This window comes from Kitasatospora sp. NPDC002040 (genome assembly GCF_040296785.1).
GTDB lineage: Bacteria > Actinomycetota > Actinomycetes > Streptomycetales > Streptomycetaceae > Kitasatospora.
Map to the genome: position 1 here is coordinate 105,513 of NZ_JBEOXV010000011.1, position 22,711 is coordinate 128,223.

The 22,711-nt window shown below is 72.7% G+C and carries 19 protein-coding genes and 1 pseudogene; 8 read left to right on the forward strand and 12 right to left on the reverse strand.

The genetic code is table 11. From position 1 onward, the window contains the following. Positions 1-120: 120 nt before the first annotated feature. Positions 121-1,395 carry a threonine/serine exporter family protein gene (locus ABT118_RS22950; protein ID WP_350671984.1) on the reverse strand — a complete coding sequence of 425 codons (1,275 nt, stop codon included), beginning with the start codon at positions 1,393-1,395 and terminating at the stop codon, positions 121-123. Positions 1,396-1,550: 155 nt separating this feature from the next. Here ABT118_RS22950 and ABT118_RS22955 point away from each other — a divergent pair, with 155 nt between their 5' ends. Continuing rightward, on the forward strand, positions 1,551-3,461 hold the full coding sequence (locus tag ABT118_RS22955) for a CLIPPER-2 domain-containing protein (RefSeq protein WP_350671985.1): 1,911 nt from the start codon (positions 1,551-1,553) through the stop codon (positions 3,459-3,461). A 139-nt stretch (positions 3,462-3,600) separates the two neighbouring features. Continuing rightward, a complete protein-coding gene (locus tag ABT118_RS22960; RefSeq protein ID WP_350671988.1) occupies positions 3,601-4,260 on the forward strand; it encodes a hypothetical protein in 660 nt (219 codons plus the stop codon). 7 nt (positions 4,261-4,267) lie between these two features. Here the strand turns inward: ABT118_RS22960 and ABT118_RS22965 are convergent, their stop codons facing one another. Next, the gene (locus ABT118_RS22965; RefSeq protein WP_350671990.1) at positions 4,268-5,353 is read right to left on the reverse strand and encodes a DUF5937 family protein; all 1,086 of its coding nucleotides are present in this window, start codon (positions 5,351-5,353) and stop codon (positions 4,268-4,270) included. 100 nt (positions 5,354-5,453) lie between these two features. Between ABT118_RS22965 and ABT118_RS22970 the strand changes: the two genes are divergently transcribed. Then, positions 5,454-6,653 (forward strand): MFS transporter, encoded by a 1,200-nt coding sequence (locus tag ABT118_RS22970; RefSeq protein ID WP_350671993.1) that lies wholly within the window; start codon positions 5,454-5,456, stop codon positions 6,651-6,653. 19 nt (positions 6,654-6,672) lie between these two features. Here ABT118_RS22970 and ABT118_RS22975 read toward each other — a convergent pair whose 3' ends face one another. Further along, on the reverse strand, positions 6,673-7,128 hold the full coding sequence (locus tag ABT118_RS22975; RefSeq protein ID WP_502884645.1) for a MarR family winged helix-turn-helix transcriptional regulator: 456 nt from the start codon (positions 7,126-7,128) through the stop codon (positions 6,673-6,675). A 166-nt stretch (positions 7,129-7,294) separates the two neighbouring features. On the opposite strand from ABT118_RS22975, the gene ABT118_RS22980 reads away from it, so the two are divergent. After that, positions 7,295-8,785, forward strand: coding sequence for an MFS transporter (locus tag ABT118_RS22980; RefSeq protein WP_350671998.1), 1,491 nt, complete (start codon positions 7,295-7,297; stop codon positions 8,783-8,785). Positions 8,786-8,915: 130 nt separating this feature from the next. Here ABT118_RS22980 and ABT118_RS22985 read toward each other — a convergent pair whose 3' ends face one another. Beyond that, a complete protein-coding gene (locus tag ABT118_RS22985) occupies positions 8,916-10,226 on the reverse strand; it encodes a hypothetical protein (RefSeq protein ID WP_350672000.1) in 1,311 nt (436 codons plus the stop codon). 583 nt (positions 10,227-10,809) lie between these two features. Here ABT118_RS22985 and ABT118_RS22990 point away from each other — a divergent pair. The 3 genes from ABT118_RS22990 (at position 10,810) to ABT118_RS23000 (ending at position 14,504) form a co-directional block, all read left to right on the forward strand. After that, positions 10,810-11,661: a class I SAM-dependent methyltransferase gene (locus ABT118_RS22990; protein WP_350672002.1), complete on the forward strand. Its 852-nt coding sequence runs from the start codon at positions 10,810-10,812 to the stop codon at positions 11,659-11,661. A 753-nt stretch (positions 11,662-12,414) separates the two neighbouring features. Further along, positions 12,415-13,644, forward strand: coding sequence for a chymotrypsin family serine protease (locus tag ABT118_RS22995; protein WP_350672004.1), 1,230 nt, complete (start codon positions 12,415-12,417; stop codon positions 13,642-13,644). A 464-nt stretch (positions 13,645-14,108) separates the two neighbouring features. Continuing rightward, complete coding sequence (locus tag ABT118_RS23000; RefSeq protein ID WP_350672006.1) at positions 14,109-14,504, forward strand: hypothetical protein; 396 nt, start codon at positions 14,109-14,111, stop codon at positions 14,502-14,504. Between the two features lie 394 nt (positions 14,505-14,898). Here the strand turns inward: ABT118_RS23000 and ABT118_RS23005 are convergent, their stop codons facing one another. From ABT118_RS23005 to ABT118_RS23035, 7 genes and pseudogenes are all read right to left on the reverse strand, one after another. Next, positions 14,899-15,396 (reverse strand): hypothetical protein, encoded by a 498-nt coding sequence (locus tag ABT118_RS23005; protein WP_350672008.1) that lies wholly within the window; start codon positions 15,394-15,396, stop codon positions 14,899-14,901. 165 nt (positions 15,397-15,561) lie between these two features. Further along, positions 15,562-16,932, reverse strand: a complete 1,371-nt coding sequence (locus ABT118_RS23010) for a PP2C family protein-serine/threonine phosphatase (RefSeq protein WP_350672009.1) — start codon at positions 16,930-16,932, stop codon at positions 15,562-15,564. Then, a complete protein-coding gene (locus tag ABT118_RS23015; RefSeq protein WP_350672179.1) occupies positions 16,929-18,146 on the reverse strand; it encodes an ATP-binding protein in 1,218 nt (405 codons plus the stop codon). The genes ABT118_RS23010 and ABT118_RS23015 overlap by 4 nt, the downstream gene beginning before the upstream one ends. Then, entirely contained in the window at positions 18,143-18,556 is a 414-nt protein-coding gene (locus ABT118_RS23020; protein WP_350672010.1) for an anti-sigma regulatory factor, read from the reverse strand. The genes ABT118_RS23015 and ABT118_RS23020 overlap by 4 nt, the downstream gene beginning before the upstream one ends. 86 nt (positions 18,557-18,642) lie before the next feature. Then, positions 18,643-18,993 (reverse strand): annotated as a pseudogene (locus ABT118_RS23025) (STAS domain-containing protein); the annotation flags it as partial. Continuing rightward, positions 18,990-19,841, reverse strand: coding sequence for an STAS domain-containing protein (locus ABT118_RS23030; protein ID WP_350672012.1), 852 nt, complete (start codon positions 19,839-19,841; stop codon positions 18,990-18,992). The pseudogene ABT118_RS23025 and the gene ABT118_RS23030, both read right to left, overlap by 4 nt. Before the next feature lie 187 nt (positions 19,842-20,028). After that, a complete protein-coding gene (locus tag ABT118_RS23035) occupies positions 20,029-20,448 on the reverse strand; it encodes an ATP-binding protein (RefSeq protein ID WP_350672014.1) in 420 nt (139 codons plus the stop codon). 207 nt (positions 20,449-20,655) lie between these two features. Here ABT118_RS23035 and ABT118_RS23040 point away from each other — a divergent pair, with 207 nt between their 5' ends. Further along, a complete protein-coding gene (locus tag ABT118_RS23040) occupies positions 20,656-20,988 on the forward strand; it encodes an STAS domain-containing protein (RefSeq protein ID WP_350672016.1) in 333 nt (110 codons plus the stop codon). A gap of 269 nt (positions 20,989-21,257) precedes the next feature. Here the strand turns inward: ABT118_RS23040 and ABT118_RS23045 are convergent, their stop codons facing one another. Continuing rightward, positions 21,258-22,505, reverse strand: a complete 1,248-nt coding sequence (locus tag ABT118_RS23045) for a serine hydrolase domain-containing protein (protein WP_350672017.1) — start codon at positions 22,503-22,505, stop codon at positions 21,258-21,260. Positions 22,506-22,711: the final 206 nt, after the last annotated feature.

Consider the following 22,711-nt stretch of genomic DNA (forward strand, 5'->3'; position numbering starts at 1 on the left):
CAAGTGGCGACTTCCCCGGTACCGGCATTCCACGCGTGGGCGGAGCCGCGGTCCCAGGAGCCAGGAGCCAGGGTTGTCGACCTGGCCTTGCAGATCGGAGCGGCGCCGCGATGGTGCTACTCACTGCGGTGCGGCGGCTCCAGTGCTGCGTTCTCCGGCGGCGGTGTGCTGTCGGCCGGAGGTGTGTGCGGCGGGCAGGATGCAGGCCGCGGTGAGCATGCCCAGGGCGATGGCGGCGAGGAGTGCGAACATGCCCGCGATGTCGTGCAGGCCCTGGACGGGGTGGCCGCCGAGCCAGGTGTCCAGGCCGCGCAGGCCGTGTGAGCCAGGGGTCAGGACGAAGAACGCGGCGAGGTAGAGCACGTACGGCGGCGGCGTCCCCGGGCGGCGCCCGAGCAGCAGCGCGGCGGCGGCCATCGCGGCCGCCGCGACGAAGGTGCCGGCCAGGGTGTCCAGCGCGCGGACCGCCAGCAGCTGGACCCCGTAGGTGCCCAGTACCAGGGCCAGCGCCCAGGGCAGGTCCCGGGTGCGCATGCCGAAGACGAGCATCACCCCGACGGTGAACACCGCCCAGCCCAGCCAGCCGGCGACCGGGCCGAGGGTGGGGGCGACGGGCTGGTCGAAGATGTCGCTCTGGTCCAGGCCCAGGGCCGCTGCCGCCAGGACCGGGCCGAGGGCGAGGGTGCCGAGGGCGGCCAGGGACTGGGCGAAGCGGGCCGCGCCGGCGGTGTAGCGGCCGACCGACAGCTCGACCATCGCCATGGTGATCGCGTCCCCGGGGATGAACACGAACAGCACCGGGATCATCAGCTCGACCGTGCCGCCGTCCACCCAGCCCTGCCGGGAGGCGGTCAGCACCACCGCTCCGACCGCCGCCGACGCCACCAAAGGGGCCAGCCAGCCGGGGCGGCCCAGGCGTCGTACCCCGGCCTGGAGGAGTCCGACCAGGAGACCCAGCAGAGTGGTGATCCACGCCTCCTGCCAGGTCGGCTGGATGGACACCCCGAACCCGACGGAGAACAGCACGACCCCCGCCACCCGCAGCCAGTCCGGATAGGGGGCCGGCATCGCGACGACGGCCTCCAGCCGGGACCGGGCCTGACGCACCGGCAGCTGTCCCGCCGTCACCTGGGCCAGCCAGGGCTTCAGCGCGCTCACCCGGTCCAGCTGCGGGATCTCCGGCGTGTGCGCCACCACGCGCGTCACGCCGCCGATCGACACCACCGCGGACTCGGCCAGCACCGTCACCTCCGCCTCCGCCCCATAGGCCGCGGCCACCGCCCGCAGCCGCTCCTCCGCCCGCAGCGTGCCCTCGTAACCTCCCGCCACCAGCAGCCCCGCCAGCCGGGCCACCAGGTCCAGCACCTCACCGTCACCAGCTCCGCGATCAGCCATGCCGCCCAGTCTGTGCCGCACACCCGCCCGGGCGGCGCCGCGAAACGCCCGCTCCGCGCCGACCGCCGCCTCCGGGTAGGGCTGTCCGGATGAAGAACAGCGGGCCGCAGGGCGGGACTTCGGGCGGGCGGGGGCGGTCCGCTTAGCGTTGCCCGGTGACCGCCCCCGTGAACCCTTCCGTCCGCTACCGCTCCGCCCGCCGCCTGCTGGCGGTGACTGCCGTGATCGCGCTGGCCAACCTCGGCGGGCCGGTGGCCGACCGGGCCGATGCGGTCCCCGAGCGGCCCAAGCCGAGAGCCGGGGGCGGTTCGGTACTGCTGAACGAGACCTTCACGGGCAGCTCGATCGCCGACCCCGGCTTCGTCCCGCTCGACTCGGTCTGCCTGACCGGTGCGGCCGGCGCACCGCCCGCCGGCCAGTCGCCGACCGGGCCGTGCACCGGTGCGTCCCAGACCACCCCGTCCGTCCCGGCCCCCGGCGTCACGCCGGGCTGGCTCCAGCTCACCGACGGCGGGAACTACCGGGTCGGCGGGCTGCTCTACAACCGTCCGCTGCCGGGCAACGGCGGCCTGATGGTCTCCTTCGAGCAGTACCAGTACGGCGGCAACGGCGCCGACGGCATCGGGTTCTTCCTGGTCGACGGCAGCGTCGACCTGAAGACGGCGGGTGCGGACGGCGGCTCGCTCGGCTACGCCCAGCGGAACCTGGTGCCCGGCGTGGAGGGCGGCTACCTGGGCATCGGACTGGACGCGTACGGGAACTTCGCCAACGACGGCGAGCAGCGCGGACTCAACTGCCCCGCCGGGCAGAAGTCACCGGTCATCAGCGACAACCAGGTGACCGACTCGGTGACGCTGCGCGGGCCGGGCGAGGGACTGGACGGCTACTGCTTCCTGGTCTCGACCATGAAGCCGGACCCGAGCAAGCCGTCCGGCCAGGTCACCACCCTGCCCGGCAACCTCCGGATGGACACGACCGACCCGGAACAGGCCGTCCGGACGGTGCGGCTGACGGTCAGTCCGGACGCCAAGCCGCTGGTCGTCGTCACGATCGACTTCCACGACGGCAAGGGCTTCCAGGAGGTGCTGCGGTACCAGATGGACGCCCCCGCGCCGAAGACCTACAAGTTCGGCTTCTCCGGGTCCACCGGCGGGCTGATCGACACCCACCTGGTCCGCAACCTGGAGGAGTCCTCGGTCGTCCCGCTGACCCAGCTGAACCTGGTGAAGTCGGTCGCGGGCCAGCGGCGCGGCCGGGCGGCCAGGACGTACGCCGTCGGTGACACCGTGCAGTACGAGTTCCTGGTCACCAACACCGGTACCGCCCCGCTCGACCCGGTCACCGTGACGGACCCCCAGGTCACCGACATCGTCTGCCCGCGCACCGCGCTGGGGCCGATGGGCACCCCGACCGCGTCGATGGTCTGCACCGGCAGCCACGTGATCACGGTGAACGACTCCTTCACCGGCGAGTTCAGCAACACCGCGACCGCCCACGGCACCGCGCCGGGCGGCGCCGACGTCCCGTCCAACCCGTCCACGGCGACCGTCCCGGTGCGCAAGCTGACGCCGGGGATGCAGCTCGCCAAGACCGCCTCGGCCTCCCGCGCCGCGCCGGGCGACACCGTGACCTACACGGTCACGGCGACCAACACCGGGAAGATCCCGATCGATCCGGCCACCTTCGCCGACGACCTGACCGGTGTGCTGGACGACGCCCGCTACAACGACGACGCCAGTGCCACCTCGGGGACCGTCACCCGGGACGGCTCCGTCCTGCGCTGGAGCGGCCCGCTCGCGGTCGGGGCCACGGCGACCGTCCGGTACAGCGTCACGGTGAACGACCCGGACCGGGGCGACCTGTCGCTGCGCAACACCGTGGACACCGCCGTCCCCGGTACCACCTGCGCCGACCCGGCCGCCGTCACCCGCGCGGTCCGCGCCTCCGCCCTGCCCTGCGCGGTCGAGGTCCCGGTCGACCAGCCGACCCCGAGCCCGAGCCTGGAGCCGACCCCGGCCCGGTCGGGCCCCCCTCGGGCGAGCTCCCCGCGACCGGTGTGCCGGTGACGGCCCTGCTCGGGTCGGACGCCGCCGCGACGGCGGCCGGGGTCCTGCTGGTCCTGCGGCGCGGCGGGCGGTCCCGGCAGCGCTGAAAGGGAGTTCGGTGCCCTTCGCAAACACCGGGCCCGGCCCAAGAATGGGCGCCATGACTGACAACACGCTCTGGGTGGGCGTACTGACCGCGGGCACCGCGGTGGTGGCGAGCTGGGTGACCAGTCGGGGCACGGCGCGCGCCGCCCGGATCCAGGCCGAGACGACGGCGGCGGTTCAGCGGGCGGATCAGCGCCACACCATGCGGCGCAGCGCCTTCGCGGACGTGATCGAGCAGGCGCAGAAGATGGGAGACCTGTACTGGAAGGTCAACGACGCCCACGCCGACCCGGATCCCGAGTCGCGCGCGGCCGCGCTCAAGGACCTGCGGCTACGGCTGCGCGACGCGTACGCGACGCTGCGCCACCTCGTGCGCGTGGTGGAACTGGAAGGGCCGCAGGAGGCCGCGGCGGCCGCCGACAGGTTGCGGCGGTCGACCTCCGCCAGCTACCAGGCGCTGGAGGATGATCGGGGGCGACGCGGGCGCGATCCAGCGGTTCAACGAGTGCTACGCCCCGTTCTGGGCGCGGGTGGTCGCGTTCCTGGCCGTCGCGCGGGAGGTGCTCCAGGACGGTGCCGCCACGGTGCCGGTCCCGGCCCGCACCTCGTGGTTCCGGGCGCGCCGACCGGGGGCGGGGAGCTGAACGGGGGCCGGGAGCTGAACGGGCTCGTCCCACCCGGCAGGCGCCCGCGTACGGATCGGCGTCACAACTGACGATCCGTCAGCGCAGCACCGCGGCCAGCAGGTCCGAGCCGATGGCCGCGGTGGCGGCCAGGTCGAGCGAGTAGTGGACGTAGCGGCCCTGCCGGCGGGCCGTCAGCAGGCCCGCCCGGCGCAGCACCGCGAGGTGGCGCGAGACCTCGGGGTCGGTCAGCTCCCACGCCCGGGCCAGCTCGCCGGTGGTGTGCGGCCCACGGGCCAGGGTGCGTACCAGCCGCAGCCGTACCGGGTGTGCGAAGGCGTCCAGGCGCAGGCGCACGGTCTCCAGCGGGACCGGCTCGGCGTGGCCGGCCTCGGCGAGGGGGTACTGGACCACGGGCTGCCACCCCGGGGCGTGGACGGCGACCAGGTGCGGGTGGCCGAAGAGGGTGGGCAGGAAGGTGAGGCCGGCCGGGCCGGTTTCGGTGGCGTTGTCCTGGAGCTTGTCCAGGACCAGCGAGCGGCCGTCCGGGCCGACGGTGATCGCACCGGTGACGGCGGCCATCGCCGCGTCCAGGCCCTGACGCCGCAGCAGTTCGTTCTTGTCCCGCACGTCCTGGGCCAGGCGGACCGCGATGCCGGGCCAGGCGGCGTCGAAGAAGGCCTCGCCGCACTGCTCCAGGGTCTCCCGGATCCGGGCCCGGACCGCCGCCGGGTCGGTCAACAGCCGCTCGGCGAAGGCCTCCTGGGCCGTGCCCCGGGCCTGGGCCCGGTCCAGCGCGTCGGCCCGCGCCTCCGGGTCGCGCAGCGGCGAGCGGCCGGCGAAGTGCAGCCGGTTGCTGCCGCAGGTGGTGACCAGGGCGGAGTGCGCGTACCGGTCGTCGTCGATCAGGTCGACCTCGTCCAGCTCCGCCGCGAGGGTGACCCGCGGCCGGGCCGGGACCAGGAAGTCGGCGCGCGAGGAGCGCCAGAGGAACTCCGCCTCGTGCAGCCGCTCGGCGAGTTCGGGCCGCAGCGCGGCGCGCACCCCGGCGGTCCACCCGGCCAGCTGGGGGTGGTGGCCAGGGGCCGCCAGCACGTGCAGCATCGCGCTGAGTTCGGCCAGCGGTGAGGCGGCGAAGCGGATCCGTCCGCCGGGCGTGCCGGTGAGGTCGATGCGCAGGGTCACCCGGACATCCTCCCTGGTCGCGGCCGAGCACAGGGACCGGGTTGACCGGAATCGTCAATCGACGTGACCCGCCCGGTGCCCCGGGCGCACGGTGTCCGCCATGACCGCCACCGCACCGCCGCCCGTCCGCCCCCGCCTCACGCTCCGTCAGCTCGTCGCCGCCGGCGGCGGACCGCGCTACGCCGCCGCGCTGGCCGTGGACGCCCTCGGCACCGGCCTGCTGCGCCCGTTCCTGCTGCTGTACGGGATCACCGTGCTGGGCCTGTCCGCCACGGCGACCGGCCTGGCGATGACGATCGGCATCGTGGCGGGCCTGGCCTGCCTGCCGCCGCTGGGCCGCTGGCTCGACCGGGGCGTGCGCAGCACCGCGGTCGCCGCCTCGATGCTGGTACGGGTCGCCGGCGTGCTGGTGCTGCTGGCCGCGCCGGCGGGAAGCTCGCCGCTGTTCGCTCTCGCTGCGCTGCTGCTCGGCGTCGGCAACCAGTCCTGGCCCGCCGCCCACGCCGCCCTGGTCGCCACCGTCAGCACCGGTCGGCAGCGGGACGCCGCGCTGGCGGGCGCCCGGTCGGTGCGCAACGCCGGCCTCGGAGCCGGGGCCCTGCTGGCGGCCGGCGCCATGGCCGCCGGGCCGAACGGACTGCGGGCACTGGCGGCGGCCTCCGCCGCCGGGTACCTGACGGCGGCCGCGCTGGCCTGGTCGGTGCGGGTGGCCGCCGGCCCGACGGTGCGTCAGGGCCCGGACGCCGGACCGCCGCCCCGGCTGGGCACGCTGCTGGCGGCCAACGTGCTGTACGTGTTCTGCCTGAACGTGCCCGAGATCGCGGTGCCGCTGGTCCTGGTGAACGAACTGCACGCCTCGCCGTCCTGGGCCGCGGCGGTGTTCGTCGCCAACACCGTGCTCGTGGTCACGCTCCAGGTGCCCGTGACCACCTGGGCGGCCCGCTGGTCGCGCGGCACCGTGCTGGCCGGCTCCGGCGCGGTCCTGGCCGTCGGCTACCTCGGCTTCCTGTTCGCCACCGGCTTCGGCCCGGCCGCGGTCGCCCTGGTCTCGGTCCCCTTCACCCTGGGCGAGATCCTCTACGCCGGCAGCTCGACCGCCCTGGTCACCGCGCTCGCCCCGGCCGCCCTGCTGGGCCGCACCCTGGCCCGCTTCCAACTCTCCACCGGCTTCGGCCTGGCCGTCTCCCCCGCCGCCATCACCGCCCTGGGCGCCCACGGCCCCACCGCCCTGTGGGGCACCCTCGCGGCCGGTACGGCCGGCGCGGCCGCCGCCGTCTGGCGCGAACGCGACCGGGCGTAGCGGCGGGGCGGCGGGCCGGTCAGCGAAGTGGGCGCGGTGCCACCGCGTCCTGTTCCGTGAGGTGGCTGTCCATGGTGGTGTTCAGGTCGGCCATGAACGCTTCGACCTGTTCCAGGAACTTGGGCGGGTAGTGCGACATCGCGGCGTCGAGCCGGTGGGCGAGCGGACCGAAGAACTCGTCTGCCCGCTCCTGGATGTGCGCGCCGCTGCGCAGGGTGACGATGCGTCGGTCGGAGTGCTCGCGGGCCCGGGTGATGTGTCCCGCCGCTTCGAGGCGGTTCAGCAGCGCGGTGGTGGCACCCGTGGACAGGGGGATCCGCTCGCTCAGCCGCGCTGGTGACAGGGGGGTGCCGCGCTCCTCGGCGGCGGCGATCTCCAGGACCGCGGTCGCGTCCGTGGAGTGCAGGCCCAGCCAGGCGGCGAAGCGCCGGCTGAGCTCGGTGTAGTGGCCGCCGTAGCTCCTCAGCGACTCCATCAGCCGCTCGCGCTGCTCGGCGACCCCGTCACGCGCTGCTTCCTCCACGCCTCCACCCTTCCTTCCGGTCTGCCGGTCCTGCGGTCCGCGCGGTCACCCGCTTTGACAACCTACCGCCATCACTTTACCTTCATGGTGGAATTACTTCACCATGGAGGTATCTGGAATGCGTGACCCGTCCCCCACTCCCGAGGAGACGACCGAGCCCTACCGGTGGCGGTGGCTGATCCTGGTGGTGATGATCATCGCGGAGATCATGGATCTCCTGGACGCCTCGATCGTCAACGTCGCCGGACCGGACCTGGAGCGATCCCTCGGCGCCGGCCCGGTTGGGCTGCAGTGGGTGATCGGCGGCTACGCCCTCACCCTGGGCGCCGGGCTCGTGCTCGGCGGCCGGCTCGGGGACCGCTACGGCCGGCGCCGGATGTTCCTGATCGGACTCGCGGCCTTCACCGCGGCCTCGCTGCTGTGCGCACTCGCGCCGAACATCGAGTCGCTGATCGCCTTCCGCCTGCTGCAGGGCACCGCCGGAGCGATGCTCCTGCCCCAGGGTCTGGGGCTGCTGCGGGAGAACTTCTCCGGCCCCGAACTCACCAAGGTCTTCGCGATCTTCGGCCCCGTCCTCGGCCTGGGCGGCATCATCGGCCCGGTCCTGGGCGGCTTCCTCATCGAGGGCGACTTCTTCGGCCTGGGGTGGCGCTCGGTGTTCCTGGTCAACCTGCCCATCGGGCTCGCGGCACTGGTCGTCGCCGCGAAGTTCGTGCCCAGGAAGCCGGGCGACCGTACGATCCGGGTCGACCTGACCGGCGCCGCCCTGATCGTGGCGTCCTGCGCCCTGCTGGTGCTGCCGCTCAATCAGGGGCAGGAGAACGGCTGGCCGTTGTGGACCTGGCTGTCCATGGCCGCCTCGGTGATCGGGTTCGCCCTCTTCGCCGTCCAGCAGCGCCGCACGGCCGCCGCGGGCCGCGAGCCGCTGGTCACCCCGGGCCTGCTGCGCAAGCCGGCCTTCACCGTCGGCCTCGGCGGCATCGCCCTGTTCTTCGGCGGACTGATCGGCACTCAGCTCGTGCTGACCCTGTTCCTCCAGATCGGCCGGCACTTCACCGCCGGCGAGGCGGGACTGGGCAACCTTCCGCTCGCCGTGGGCACCGCGATCGGCGGCGCCATCAGCGGCGCGTTCCTCGCGGACCGGATCGGCCGCAAGGTGCTCCAGGTCGGACCGCTGGTCCAGCTGGCCGGCGCGGCCCTGCTCTGGTTCGAGCTCGACGGCCTCGACGCCGCCTCGTTCTCGATCTGGGACATCGCCCCCGGCGTGGCAGTGGCGGGCATCGGCGCCGGCCTGGTGATCGCCGCCCTGTTCAGCTTCATCCTGGCCGCGGTCGACGACGACGAGATCGGTTCCGCCTCCGGCGTCCTGTCGGCGGTCCAGGCGGTCGGCGGCTCCATCGGCGTCGCCGTCTTCGGCTCGGTCTTCTTCGCCCGGGCCGAGACCGGTGACTTCACCGGCGGCTTCCACCGCGCGCTGATCGTCCAGGCGTGCCTGCTGGTGGTCTTCTTCGCGATCACCTTCCTGCTGCCCGCGAAGGGCCGCCCCGAGGACGAGCAGCACGGCATCACCCCTGAGACCGCCGACACCAAGCAGCACCTCACCGTCTGAGCCCCGGCCGGGGCCGTGCACGACCAGCGGCCCCGGCCGGCCCGAACGGACCTTGCCGGGGCCGCTGCCCGATTCACCGACGGCGCCGAGCGCCACAGCTGCGGTTCGGTGCGGCTCCAGTGGGTGGGATTCAGAAGGTGCAGCCGCTCTCCTCGCAGCCCGAGACGAGGTAGGTCCCGTCGGGCTGGCGCTCCAGGGTGATACTGACGCTGTATTTGAGGTCGGCAGGGTCGGCGTCCGCCTTCCAGCCGTCGTCGGCGAGCCAGTCGAACCAGACCTCCACTTCCAGGTCGACCGAAGGGTCCGTGAGCAATGCCTTCGGGCCCGACCTGGTGGTGTCCATGCGGACCCTCACGCTGCGTACCTGGGTCCACGCCTTCCGGGGGTAGAGCTCCCTGGCCCAGGCCTCGACGGGGTTGTCCGGCTCGTAGTCCTTGTTGGCTTCACGCGTTGCCAGCTGCCTCGCGTAGAGCTGCCCGGTCACGTAGGGCTTGGTTCTGGGCAGGGCGTCGATGCGCCCCTTGTCCCGGGAGATGTCGACGCTGCTCCGGGTCACGGCCCAGGCGATGGCGACGGATTCGGCGTCGCGCTGGATCACTGTCAGCGGCGGGGCCGCCGCATCAGGACGCTTCGGAACGGCCGGCACCGCCGACGGCGCGGCGGCCGCAGCCGGTGGCACGGGGAGCAGCTTGCCGTCCTGGTCCTGGCACTTGTCGGTGCAGCGAGCCGGCCGGAGAAGGGCCTCGTCGGTGTACTCGGTCGTCCAGATGCCTGCGAACACCAGGTGGTTCGCGTGTCCCTTGCGCACGCCGGAGATCCGGAAGGGCTTGTCGCCGTCCTTCAGCGTCCAGGTCCTGTCCTTCCCGTCGACGGAGCCTTCGACCTTGATGACGTAGTCGTAGCTCTGCTCGGCGGCCATGGCCGTCACCTTGAACAGCTCGGGCTGCTGGTTCTCCAGGAAGTGGAACCTGTCGTCGAAGTACGGCAGGTAGGACACCCCGTTGACCGTGCCCTTCAGGGCGCTGTGGGTCGGTCCGTCGAGATCGAGGCCGACGTCCACCGCGGTGCCCTCGCCCTGGGCGCGGCAGGTGACCACCGTTCCCTTCTCCGGCGGACGTGGCGTGCCGACGATCTCGGTCCGGATGTTGCGGATCGCCACGGTGCGGTCCTTCGCCGGCACGGCCTCGACATCGATCCTGGACGTTCCGATGTCGACGGCTCCCTGCTGCCGGGCCCACTTCCACCCCTCGTCACAGGGGTTCGTCACTCCTTCGACGCTCGACAGGGCGACCGTGGTCGGCAGCACGAAGGAGCCGTCCGTCATCACGGTCGAGTAGCGGGCCGTGAACCGGGGCTCTTCCTTCCCGAGATCGTCCTGCAGTCGCGCCGTGAACAGTCCGACCGGTACGCCGACGAGGAGCAGCAGCACACCGACGATCACCTGCCCGCGGTTCGCCGACCAAAGCCCGCTCCTTCGGACCGGCGGCGGAGCCTGCGGTGCCGGAGGCACGCCTGCCGGTTCCCCTCCCGCCGGTGGACCGGCCGAGGCCTCGCCGTCTCCAGTGCCAGGTCCGCTCATTCGCTGCTCCCCCCGGAGTACCCGAACAATCCCCGGCGATGCTAATCGCACCCTGCGGGAGCGGGAAGAGGGCGCCCGTACGACGCCGCACTTGCACCCCGGCGCCACCACATCGACCGGGACCGCAGTCCCCCGGCTGACGACCCGGTCCTCGACCGACCATCGGCCGGGTCAACCGCACACAGGGCGTCCTCCCCTGACGGCTGACCGGACAGGGGCGGGGTGTCACCTCCCAGGGTGAAACCGTCAGGCCGGCCCTCTGGGCCAAACCCCTACCACTGGGCGTCCGTTCGTGTCCGTATGTCGTCGACGCGCCCGCCGCTCCCCCGCCTCGTGCCCCTACGATCGGGGGCCCGTCGCCCCGGCCGGGCCGACCAGCGCCACCGCCCGTACCCCGTCGGCCCGCCCCGGCATCCCGTAGCCCCGCTCCCCCTGAGGTGCACCCGTGCACAATGCCGCTGACACCACCCCCTCCACCGCGACGCCGCACGGGTCGCCGCTTCCTGCCCTGGAATCGGTTCCCGGCTGGTTCTTCCAGCTCGACCAGGAGGCCTTCCACCACCTGCTCGGCGCCCAGAGCGCGGCCGGGCGGACCGGCGACCTGCTGGAACTCGGCTGCTACCTGGGCCGCAGCACCGTACTGCTCGGCCACCACCTGCAGCCCGGTGAACAGATGACGGTCTGTGACCTCTTCGACTCCGACGCGGGGGACGAGGAGAACGCCGCCGAGATGGCCTCCTCCTACCGCTCCACCCTGACCCGGCGCTCCTTCGAGGCGAACTACCTCGCCTTCCATCCGCAGCTCCCCGTGATCCACCAGGCGCCGACCTCGGCCCTGGCAGACGGACGGGTCCGGGCCGGCAGCTGCCGCTTCGTGCACGTGGACGCCTCGCACCTGTACGAGCACGTGGCCGGGGACATCGAGGTGGCCCGACGGGCACTGGCCGAGGACGGCGTGGTGGTCCTGGACGACTACCGCTCCGAGCACACCCCCGGCGTCTCCGCCGCCGTCTGGGAGGCGGTCTTCACCACCGGACTGCGCCCGGCCGTACTCACCCCGATGAAGTTCTACGGCACCTGGGGCGACCCCCGGGCCGTCCAGCGGATGATGCTCGAACGCGACTGGCAGACCGCCGGGTTCACCGTGGACCAGGAGACCATCGCCGGCCGCCACGTGGTGCGCCTCAACCACCGGCCCACGCCCCGCACCGTCCCACCCCGCCGACTGATCACCGACCTCCTGCCACCGCTACTGACCCGCGCCATCCGCAAGGCCCGCCGCGCATCGGGCGCCTGACCGTGCTCGGTTGAGACGTGGCAGGTCCGACCTGACCCGCCTTGACGGACAGCGGTGCCACCGGACAGCCCTGCGGGACCGGAGCGACCGACACAGCGGCTCAACGCGGTGCCCGCCGTCGGCAGCCGGACCGAGTCGGCTCGTTCCGCGAGGGAGCCTGGGCCGGAGCCCCGCAGGCCGTGCAGGTGGCGGGCCTGGCACCTGCTGGACAACCTGGCCCAAGCGGTCGAGCTCGCCCGGTGTACTGCTGGAGGAGCTCCTGATGACCAAGCAGGGCGACTTCCAGAGGACGGATGAGCCACCGGAGGACTACGTCCAGTCCCCCGGCGGCCGTGGCCGATCTCGCGGTCACGGCGGCACGCGGTGACGTCCTTCCACGGCAACGTTCGCAGCCGGCAGCGCAGTTCGGGTCGGTTGACACACTCCGTGCACGTGGAGCCAGGAGCCTGCCCGGGCGAGGACAGGGGTGGGAAGCAGTCACACCGTGGGCTCGGACGGATCCGACGGTGTGTCGGTGGCGCCGGCGGCCAGCTCACCGCGGGTCGGCGGGCGGCCAGGTGGCGGGGGTGGCCGGGGCGGGCCGGTTCCCATCCTGCTCGGCAGGCGAAATCCGCCCCGTACACGTCGGCCGTGCCGGCGGCGGTGGGGTCCGGAGCGACCGAATCGGACCTACTGGTCTCCCCTGGAGCTGGCTACCGTTTCCCGCATCGACCGAGGCCCCGCACCGGCGGAGCCGATTCGACTGGGGGGCACATGAAACGCACGATCCGCCGCATCTTAGCCGTCACGGCGGTCCTCGCCGTCCTGCCGTTGACAGCGGCGTCCGCCGACGCGGACGCGCCGCAGCCACTGTCCGCCGCCGCGGTCGCGGCGCTGTCGCCCGAGCAGCAGGGGCGGGTGCTGGAGCCGCTGCGGGTGGTGGCCGACGCTGTCGCCACGGTCGGACAGGGCAGCCGCGCCGACATCTACACCCAGGTCGAACTGGCCTCCGACTACCGTTCCGTGAACGTCTACCTGACCGACGTGGGCGAGGCCCGGAGCTTCCTCGGCGCCGTTCACCAGGTCAACCCGAAGGCCGACACCGGGCTCGTCCATGTCCGCCCGGGCAAGAAGTCCCGGCAGCAGCTCAAGCGGGAGACCGACGCGATCCTGGCCGACCCGGCGCTGCCCTTCACCGTCGCACTCGCGGGCTCCACGGTCGACGGCAGCGCGATCGAACTGTCCGTCGACAACCCGGCGGCAGCGCGGGCGTACCTGGCGACGCCCGCCGTCGCAGCCGCCCGCTCCGCCGCGGGCCCGGCCACTCCGGTCCGGGTCGCGCAGGGCGCACCGTCGCGTCCGTTGAGCCGCTGGAACGACAGTTCGCCGTTCTACGCGGGCGCGGCCCTCGGGCCCGCCTCCGGCGCGGAGTCGTACTGCACCAGCGGCATCCCCGCCGTCAGCACCTGGGACGGCCGCCAGTGGCTGGTCACCGCCGGGCACTGCTACAACGTCAACGACTACGTCTACACAGCGGGCGGGACCTACATCGGCCAGGTGAAGTACGACCTGCCCGCGATCGACTCGGTCTTCATCGAGGCGCCCACGCTCCGCTACACCTGGGACGGCACCGACGCCGCGGGCTACACCCGCTACCTCAACGGCGTCCGCAACGTCGCCGTCAACGACTTCACCTGCCAGCTCGGCTACAACTCCAAGGTGGTCTGCAACATCCGTACGGTCTACGCGGGCAACGCCAGCTGGAACGTCAACGGCACTACGGTGAACGGTAGTTACGGTGTCCCCAACGGCGGCGGGATCGTCGGCCGGGGCGGTGACAGCGGCGGGCCGGTGATCTACCTGAACGATCCCAACAGCCGCCAGCTCAACGGCATCATCAGCGTCGGCTACGGCTGCGGAGCCTCCGGCTGCACCACCGGCCTCGGCTGGGTCGACGTGTCGACGATCTTCAACACCTTCGCCATCAAGCTGAACCCGTCCTGACGGGGCGACACCGCCCGCTCACTCGCCCCGGCCTGGCGAGTGGGCGGGCGGTCGTGCTCGCTTCGGGAGGACTGCAGGCTGACGCCTCATCAACTCTCGTCAGAAACAGCACTGTTCAGCTTCAGCGGCGAGAAGGCCGGGGGGGCGCTCGACCGCGATGTCGGCCAAGGAGAACTGCGGACCGCGTGAGCGCGCGGCCGGCGAGCCCGGCCGGACGGGCGTCGTACCGTTCAGTACGCAGTCCCGCACGAGCAGCGTCGACCTGCGGCAGGCGGACGTCCTGGTCCTGCAGCACAGCCGCTGGAACAGGCCCATCCGCGAAAGGGTCGTGCCGGGCCACCCGGGACTGCGTCGTCGCCACGGCGGCCGCCGCACTCACCCGGTCGGGGCTCCCGTTCGGCCAGCACCCCCCTCAAGGTCGGAGTCAGACGGAGGGAGTGCTGAGGCGGTGGCTGCGCAGGACCGTGGCGTCCGACTTCAGGAGCAGCACCGCCGTCGCCGCGCCCGCCGGACCGGTCGGTGCCGTTGTCACCTGCGGTGCCCCGGGTGCGCCCGGGTACCTGCTGACCCGAGCGTGCATCGAGGTGACCGGCAACCAGGTCCGCCTGTACGGCACGGCCACGCCCAACAGCCAGACCTGGCAGCCCCAGCCGGTCGGCTTCAACGTCTCCGGCACCGTGATCGGCGACGCCCCGACCGCGCCCACCAGCCCGACCGTGCTCGTCCAGGCGGGCGGCAACCAGGTCGGCAGCATCTGCACCACCGCCCCGTGCGGCTCCACGGTCATCGCCAACTTCTCGGTGAACCAGCCGGGTTGGCCCACCTCCGCCGCCGGCGTCTCCACCGTGGTGGCCTGCTGACCCGCACCGGCGACCGCCCGGGCCGCCTCGGCTGAGCCGCTGCCCGGCTTCTCCGCGACCATGCGCACCGCACGACGGACGACGCACCATGACCGACATGATCCACCATCACACAATCAGCTTTGAAGACGACCCCTAGGGCCTGTGATCAATTGTCCGGTTCGCCCGCCGTGGGCTGGGTGGGGCCGGTACTACGCTTCCGTGACGCGACGCGAACTGAGTGACGGTGAGTGGGGGCTGGTCGATCCGTTCCTGCCGATCGGCCGGTACGGCCCCTGCCCGCAGCATCTGCGGGAACACTTCGAAGGCGTCACTACCGTCGCGACCGTGAGGCGAACTGCCGGGTCGGCCGCGCGTGGGGCGGTCGCTCGGTGGCTCAGCCGCACGGTCACCGTCATCGGGGCTTCTCGCGGTCGTCCTTGTCGCGGCGGGTGAAGGCGAGGAGGCTCCCGGCGAGACCGATGATGATCAGGGCCAGGGCGATGCTGACGCCGCCGGAGTGCTCCCAGTAGACATCCTTGAGGTCGATGAGGTTCGCGGTCTCGTCGATGACCAGTGCCGCGCCGATGCCGTAGGCCAGGCCCATCCAGGCGTGCCAGCGCGGTGATCGTTCCACGAGTCCGACGGCGCCGACGGCCATCAGGATCAGGATGCCCCAGACGTAGTGGTGGATGTGGACCCCGCCGGCGGAGACGTTGCCCACCCCCGCGGTGTCGATGTGGATCAGCCAGGTCAGCAGCCGCAGGCCGCCGAAGGTGACGGTGAACCCCCACCAGGCCAGCACCAGCCCGCGCCGGGTGGGCGAGACCCTGCGCCACCGCCAGGACCGCGATGCGTCCGGGGCAGCGGTCGGTGCGGTGTCGGCCTCGGCGTCGTCCCCGTCGGTCCTCATCCTCAGACCCTAGACCCCGCGCCGTGCGGCGCGGGCGAGCGACCTGCCGTCCCCGGGAGTCCGGACAGCGGGCCGCGCCGGGAGGGCGGTGGTCGCCGCACGCGGGCGCGCCCACGGCCCGCGCCGTCGGGCCGGCGGACGGTGATGATCATGCCCCGGGCCCCGTCAGGCCGGTGCCGGAGCGGGGGCGTGCGGAGCCGGCTGCTGTCCGGGGGGCTGGATGCGTGCGGCGAAGATGATGATGTCGTCGTCGGGTTCCGTCGCGAAGGTCTCCGCGAGCTTCGTGCACAGGCCTTCTGGTTCGTGCGGTCCGGCCGCGGCGGAGGCGCTGAGGAGGTCCAGGCGTTCGTAGAGGTCGCTGCCCCGGGTTTCGACGAGTCCGTCGGTGATCATGAGGAGGCTGCTGCCGGGTTCGACGGTGTGGGTGACGGCGGGCGGCTGGGGGAGTCCGATGCCCAGCAGGGGGCCGTGTTCGCGCAGGAACCGTGGCGGGCCTTCGGGAGGCAGGAGCAGGGGCGGCAGGTGTCCGGCGTTGGCGACGTGGATCCGGGTGCGGTCCGGGTCCACGAGGACGATGCACAGGGTGGTCGTCCAGTCGGGCTGGTGCAGGCTCATCAGGTGGTCGAGGTGGGTGAGCAGGACGTGCGGGGGGTGACCCTGGGCGGCGTAGGCGCGCAGGGCGTGGCGCAGCTGGCCCATGACCATGGCGGCCTGGAGCGAGTGGCCGCTGACGTCGCCGACGGCGAGGAGCAGTCCGTGGGGGGTGTTGACGGCCTCGTAGAAGTCACCGCCGATCTCGGCCGTGGTGGTGGCGGGCAGGTACCGTACGGCGAGCTCGACCCCGGGGCTGTCGGGCAGGGCGGCGGGCAGGAAGGTGCGCTGGAGTGCCAGGGCGAGTTCGTGCTCCTGGCTGTAGCGCTCCACGACGTCCTTGTGCTCGACGGTCAGCTCGGCGTACAGGGCCATGACCCCGGCGTTGGTCTCGGTGAGTTCGTCGTTGAGGCGTTCCAGTTCGTCACGTTGGGCGCGGGCCTCCTCCAGCGCGGCGAGCAGGTCGCGGGTCTGTGCCTGCAGGTCGTCGATGGCGCTCGCGGGAGCGTCCGTGTCCAGCAGGGAGCTCAGTTGTCCCGCGTCCATGTACCGGGACGACAACTCGGGAACGGGGCACCGGATGTCGATCCGGCCGCCGGCGGTCGCGGTCGGGCGGTGGGCGGTCTGCGGCAGCAGCCGGGTGACCGCCTGCAGTGATTCGCTGCTGGGCGTGCGGTCGTCGTGCCACCGGAGGGAGGCCAGGAGGGCGGCCGGGTCACGCTGCACCTGGAAGGTGACGGTCAGCGGGGTGGCGCGCAGGAGGTCGCGTCCCAGCTCGCTCAGCGCGGTGGCGAGGCGGACCTGGTCGCGGTTGTCGAGGCCGACGGCGTGCGCGACGGTCTTGGCCCGGCGCCGCAGGGCGAAGACGTCCTGCTCGGTCCTGACCGATGTGGTCAGTACGGGCGTGTTGTCACGGGTGCGGGGCGAGGGCCGGCCGATGCTCACCAGGCGCCCTTGGCGACCACCACGCTGGCGTCGTCGCGACGGGTGCCGGCGAGGCGCAGCAGTCCGGTGGCGATCAGGGCGGGCGGATGGTGCAGCAGGGATGCCAGGTCACCGGGGGTCCAGCGTTCGCTCAGTCCGTCCGAGTGCATCACCAGTGCGCCGTGGGCGGGTAGTTGGTGTTCGTAGGTGCGCAGTTGGCGCATCTGGTGCCCGACGATCCCCGGGTGGGAGAGCAGGTTGGCGCGGGAGCTGGTGGTGACGACGGAGGCGGTGATGTTGCCGATGCCACAGAACAGGACCCGGCCGTCGGGTTCGAGGCGGGCGGCGGCGATCGCGGCACCGCGGGTGCCGCGCAGGGCCCGGTGCACCTCCCCGATCACCTGTTCGGGCGTGCGTGCGGTGCCCGTGCGGAAGGCCTGGACAGCGGCCTGTGCGGCCAGTGCGGCCATCGGCCCGTGGCCGAGCCCGTCGCACGACATCACCAGTACACCCGCTCCCGGCCCCGCGGTGGCGCCGCGGACGAGCTCCGAGCGCCCGGCCTTCGCCGGCCGGAGCGGGCGGTGCGGATCCCGGGCTGCGGAGTGCAGGCTACGGCTTCCCGTCGCGGTCGCCGTCATGGCCGACCAGTCGGGTGCGGCAGCGGTGCCCGGCCGGTCCGGGCCGGCGGTCGCCGCCCGGGTGTCCCGGCCGGTGTCGGTCCGGGCGGCCCAGGCGTCGCCGCACACCTCCTCGCCGCCGATGGACCGCGTGATTCCGCCCACGAACGCCTCGCCGGAGAGGGAGGGGTGCAGGGGGTGCGGCCAGAAGCGGGCCAGCTGAAGGGTCCCGAGCCCGGGTGCGGAGTGGATGGCGAAGGTGTCCGCCAGCCGTTGGACCGCGCCCAGGCCGATGCCCAGGGTCCCGATGGTCGACACCCCGTCGCGCAGGGCCTGTGCCACGTCGGCTATGCCGGGGCCGGCGTCGACGACGATCACCTCGACCCCCGCGACGTCGCGGTTGCGCAGGACCCGCAGCGCCATCGAGCCGCTGTGGGCGTGCTTGGTGACGTTGGTCGCGAGTTCGGCGACGGCCAGCACCAGTTGGGCGGTGCGGTGCTCTCCCAGGCCGATCCGCCGGCCCAGGGCGGCGGCGGCGCCGCGGGCCGCCTCCGGCTGGTCGCGGAACCAGGAGGAGTCCTCGCAGTCCAGCAGGAAGGGGCCGCCTGCCGCGTTCATCGGGCCCACTTGGTGATGGTGACGGTGGTACCCCGGCCGGGTGCGGTGTCCAGGACGAAGTCGTCGACGAGCCGTTTGGATCCGGACAGGCCGAGGCCCATGCCGTTGCCCGACGTCCAGCCGTCGGTCAGGGCGAGGTCGGTGTCGGGGATGCCGGGCCCCTGGTCGGCGAAGACCAGGCGGACGCCGCGCCGCCCGCGCTCGTCGACGAGGGCCGCGGTCATGGTGCCTCCTCCCCCGTAGATGAGGGTGTTGCGGGCCAGCTCGCTGGCGGCGGTGATCAGCTTGGTCTGCTCGACGAGTGAGAGCCGGCATTCCTGGGCCAGTGCACGGACCAGCTGGCGGGCCTGCACGACTGCGGCGTTGGCCGTGATCTCCAGGATCTGAGGGTCACGACCAGGGCTGTTCACAGACCGGCCGCGGCATCGGGCGCGGTGCCCTCGTCCCCGGCGTCACCCTGGGACGTCGACGTGCCTCCGCCGAGGCTGCTCGCGCGGGCTTGTTCCAGTAGCCGCAGGCCCTTGTCCAGTGTCAGCGCGGTCCGCACCCCGCCGAGCGAGAGGCCGAGTTCGACGAGGGTGATGGCGACGGCCGGACGCATGCCGACCACGACGGTCTGCGCGTCCAGCAGGCGGGATATGGAGGCGATGGTCGAGAGCATCCGGCCGACGAAGGAGTCGACGATCTCCACGGCGGTGATGTCGATGACGACACCGTGGGCACCGGAGTCCACCACCGCGGCGGCGAGGTCGTCCTGCAGCAGCATCACGGCCTGGTCGTCCAGGTCGGTCTGGATGGAGACGAGGAGGACTTGCCCGATCCGCAGGACGGGAACCTGGTCGCTCACCGGCTGCCCGCCTGCGGTGTGCGCGAGAGGGTGACGCCGGAGCGGCGCAGGGCGTGCCGCAGGGCGTCGGCGAGGGTGGCCTTGGTGACGATGTCGCCGAAGTCGATGCCGAGGGCCACGATCGTCTGCGCGATCTGCGGCCGGATCCCGGAGATGGTGCACTCCGCGCCCATCAGGCGGGCCGCGACCACGGTCTTCAGCAGGTGCTGGGCGACCTCGGTGTCCACCGCGGGCACGCCGGTGATGTCGATGATGGCCTGTTCGGAGCCGGTGTCGATCAGGGCCTGGAGCATCTTCTCCATCACCACCATGGTGCGCGCCGAGTCCAGGGTCCCAACCAGGGGAACGCCGATGACCCCGTCCCACAGCTTCACCACCGGGGTGGACAGCTCCATCAGCTGCTCGGCCTGCGCCGCGATCAGTTCTTCGCGGGTGCGCGTGTACACCTCTATGGTGTACAGGCCCAGGGTGTCCAGCAGCGAGGTGAACCTCAGGTACGCCGGGACGTCGCTGTCGGCCCCGGTGAGGGCCGACTCCAGGACCTCCTTGAGGGCGAAGACGCCGGCAGCGGTCTCCGTGGGGGTGAAGCCCTGCTGGGCACGGGCCCGTGACAGTTCGGTCAGCAGTGCACGGACCTCGCCGAACGCCTCGGAGTGCCCGTCCAGGCTGCCCTCCTCCAGCGCGGCCACCAGCGCGGAGTACAGCTCCTGGAGCTCACGCTGGACCTCCGCGCGGCTGACCCGCCCGCCCAGGGATCCGGTGACCTTGTCCGCCCACTCAGCACCGAGGTCTTCGCCGCGTACTGACAGAAGGCCGATCAGGCGGTTGGAAATGTTCTCATCAGCCACAGCACACACCCCTCCATAGGGGACCAAGCGATCCCACCCGGACCTTAGGCCACTACGCCCGGCGAGTGGTACTCAGTCGGGCGGCCCGTGATCCTCAACACCGTCGGCGCAGCTGCTTCCCCCTTTTCCGTGCTCCATGCACGCAGTCCGGGAGAAAGTCCGTCCGGTGCTGCCGGCCGGGGCCCCGTCACCAGGGCATGGTGGCGTGGATCTCCTTGCCACCGGGGTGGGTGACGACGTCGATGCGGGTGGCGAGGCGCCGGATGATGGCGGGCCAGCCGAACCCGCCGCTTCCGCTCACCAGGTCGGGTGTGCGCGGGACGGGCAGGGCGGTGCTGGTGTCGCGCACGGCGATCCGCACGCCCGCCGGCGAGGCGCTGAGGGTCAGGACGACCGGTCCGGGGGCGTGGCGCACGGCGTTGGTGACCAGTTCGGAGACGACGAGGAGGACCTTGTCCGCGGCCCCGTCGTCAGAGGCGGGTGTGCCCGCGCTGAGGGCGGCGAGGAAGGCGGCGGCGCTCTCGCGGGCGTGCGCGCAGGTGCCCGGTCCGCCGTCGAACGCGGCGCACAGCGGCGCCTGGACCGCCCTGCCGGCACTGCCGTCCACGTGCCCCTCCTTCGCTCGCGGCTCCCGCACGTCCCGAGCGGTGCCCGTCGTCCCCGGACGGACATCCTCGCACCTGCCCGGCGCCCGCCGTCACCTCCGGCGGGCGCCGGGCAGAGCGCCTCGGACCGCCGCTGTCCGTGACACGCTGTCCTGCCCTACGTTTGTCCTCGTCGCGCCGCCACGTGACCGTACCGGAAGGAGCCCCGCGTGACCTCACCCATTCCCGTTCTCAGCATTGCCACGCGCACCGGTCCGAGCGGCCCGGTGATCGAGGCTGTCGGCCAGCTCGACTTCGACACTGCCCCCCAGGTGCGCGCCGCCGTCAGCACCACCCTCGCCGCCGTCCCGACCCCGCCCAGCGTGGACCTGGACCTCGGCCGCCTCACCTTCTGCGACTCCGCCGGCCTCACCGCCCTCATCCACGCCCGCAACGAAGCCGCCCGGGCCGGCAGCCGGCTCCGCCTGTTCGCGGCTTCGGAGAACATCACCGCCCTCCTGGAACTCACCGGCGCCCAGGCCCTCTTCCCCCCGGCGGAGTGACCGCGCAGGGCGACGGCCGCGCGCTGATCCCATGGGGGGCAGGACCTGGCGGGAGAGCGCGCCGAGCGGGCGCCACACTCAGCTCGCATCGTTCAGAAACAGTGCCCCAGTGAGCAGAAAACCGTCCGATATTGCTTTTCGCTTCGCTGCTCCGTGAAGATTTGCCAGATTTATGGCGCCTCAGCCGATTGACCACTCTCCTCCGGAGCGGTTGGACTTGGCCAAATCCGAGGACTTCTGACCGAAGGGCACGGGCGCCCTCGGCCCGGTCAGCGGGCCGCCCGGGGCGGGGTGAGCAGGGCGGCGATCAGGCGGTTGACCACGGCGGGCGAGCCGTCCTGGTCGGTGGTGGTGGCGACGGCGTAGACGGTGCGCAGGTGCAGGTCCCGGGTGGCGAAGACGCCGCTGGCGTAGCCGAGGTCGTGGCCGGTCTTGCCCCACAGGACGGTGCCGTCGGGCAGCGGGAAGCTCTTCAGGCCGGCGCCGTAGCAGGCCGTGCCCTTGGCGGGGCCGGTCTCGCAGTCGCTGCCGTTCGCGTAGGGAAGGGGCCGGCCCGCGCTGTCGCGGGGGAGGTCGAACAGTTCGTCCAGCTGCTGCGGGGCGAGCAGGTCGCCGCTGAACAGCGCGCTGATGAAGCGGTCGAGGTCGGGCGCGGTGGAGATGACGGCCGTGGCGTCGTTCGCCTGGTCGCTGACGTCCACGGGCCGGCCGGTGGAGTCGACGACGTAGCCGTGCAGTGCAGGCCGGGGCATCCAGGTGTCGCCCTCGGGTACGGAGGTGTGGTGCAGGCCGAGCGGGCGGAGGATCCGGGTGGTCACCTCGTGGCCGAAGGAGTTGCCGGTCACCTGCTCGATGATCCTGGCGGCGACGCGGTAGCCGAGTGAGCTGTACTCCTGCTCGGTGCCCGGAGCGAAGTGCAGGGGCGGGGTCGATCCGTCCGCCGGGTGCAGGCTGGAGCGGATGACCTCGTCCAGGGTGAAGTAGTCGTGGCGTTCGCTGATCAGCTGCTCGGCGGTGGGGTTGGCGATGCCCGCCTGCATGGCCGGCAGGCCGCTGGTGTGGTTGAGCAACTGCCGTACGGTGATGGGCTGGTAGCTGTCGGGCAGCAGGCCGGGCAGGTAGTGCTGGACGGTCCGGTCCAGGTCGAGTTTCCGCTCGGCGGCCAGGTCCAGGACCACCACGGCCTCGAAGGCCTTGGAGATGCTGCCGACGTGGAAGTGCGCATCGGGTGAGATCGGGCGGCCGGTGAAGGCGTCCGCGGAACTGCCCCGCCAGACCTGGTCCGCGGTGCCGACCCGGGCCAGCTGACCGGCCGCCCGATCACCGGGACGCAGGGCCGTCGCCGCGTCCAGGGCCGCGGTGTTCAGCCCGGTGGCGGCGGCCGGCGACACACCCTGCGGGGCCGCACCGGCCCGGTCCGCGCCGACCGCCAGGGCCGGGGTGGTGGCGGCAGTGGCGGCCACCAGCACGGCGGCGGCCAGTGCCAGTGGGGTGAGGTGTCGCTTGAGGGCGTGCATCGGGTCAACTCCGGTGGGATCGGATCGGGCGCCGGTCGAACGCCCTTGATCATCTTGTCCACCGGCCTGCGGACGGCACATCAGGAACCACCCCGGCTTCGCCCCGAGGTCGGCCCTGACACCACGTCAGGGTCGTCCCGGAGAAGCCCTCCCCCGGGCCGCACCACCCGGCTGGCCGCGCCTGCCGGACCGGGGGTGCGTGCGGA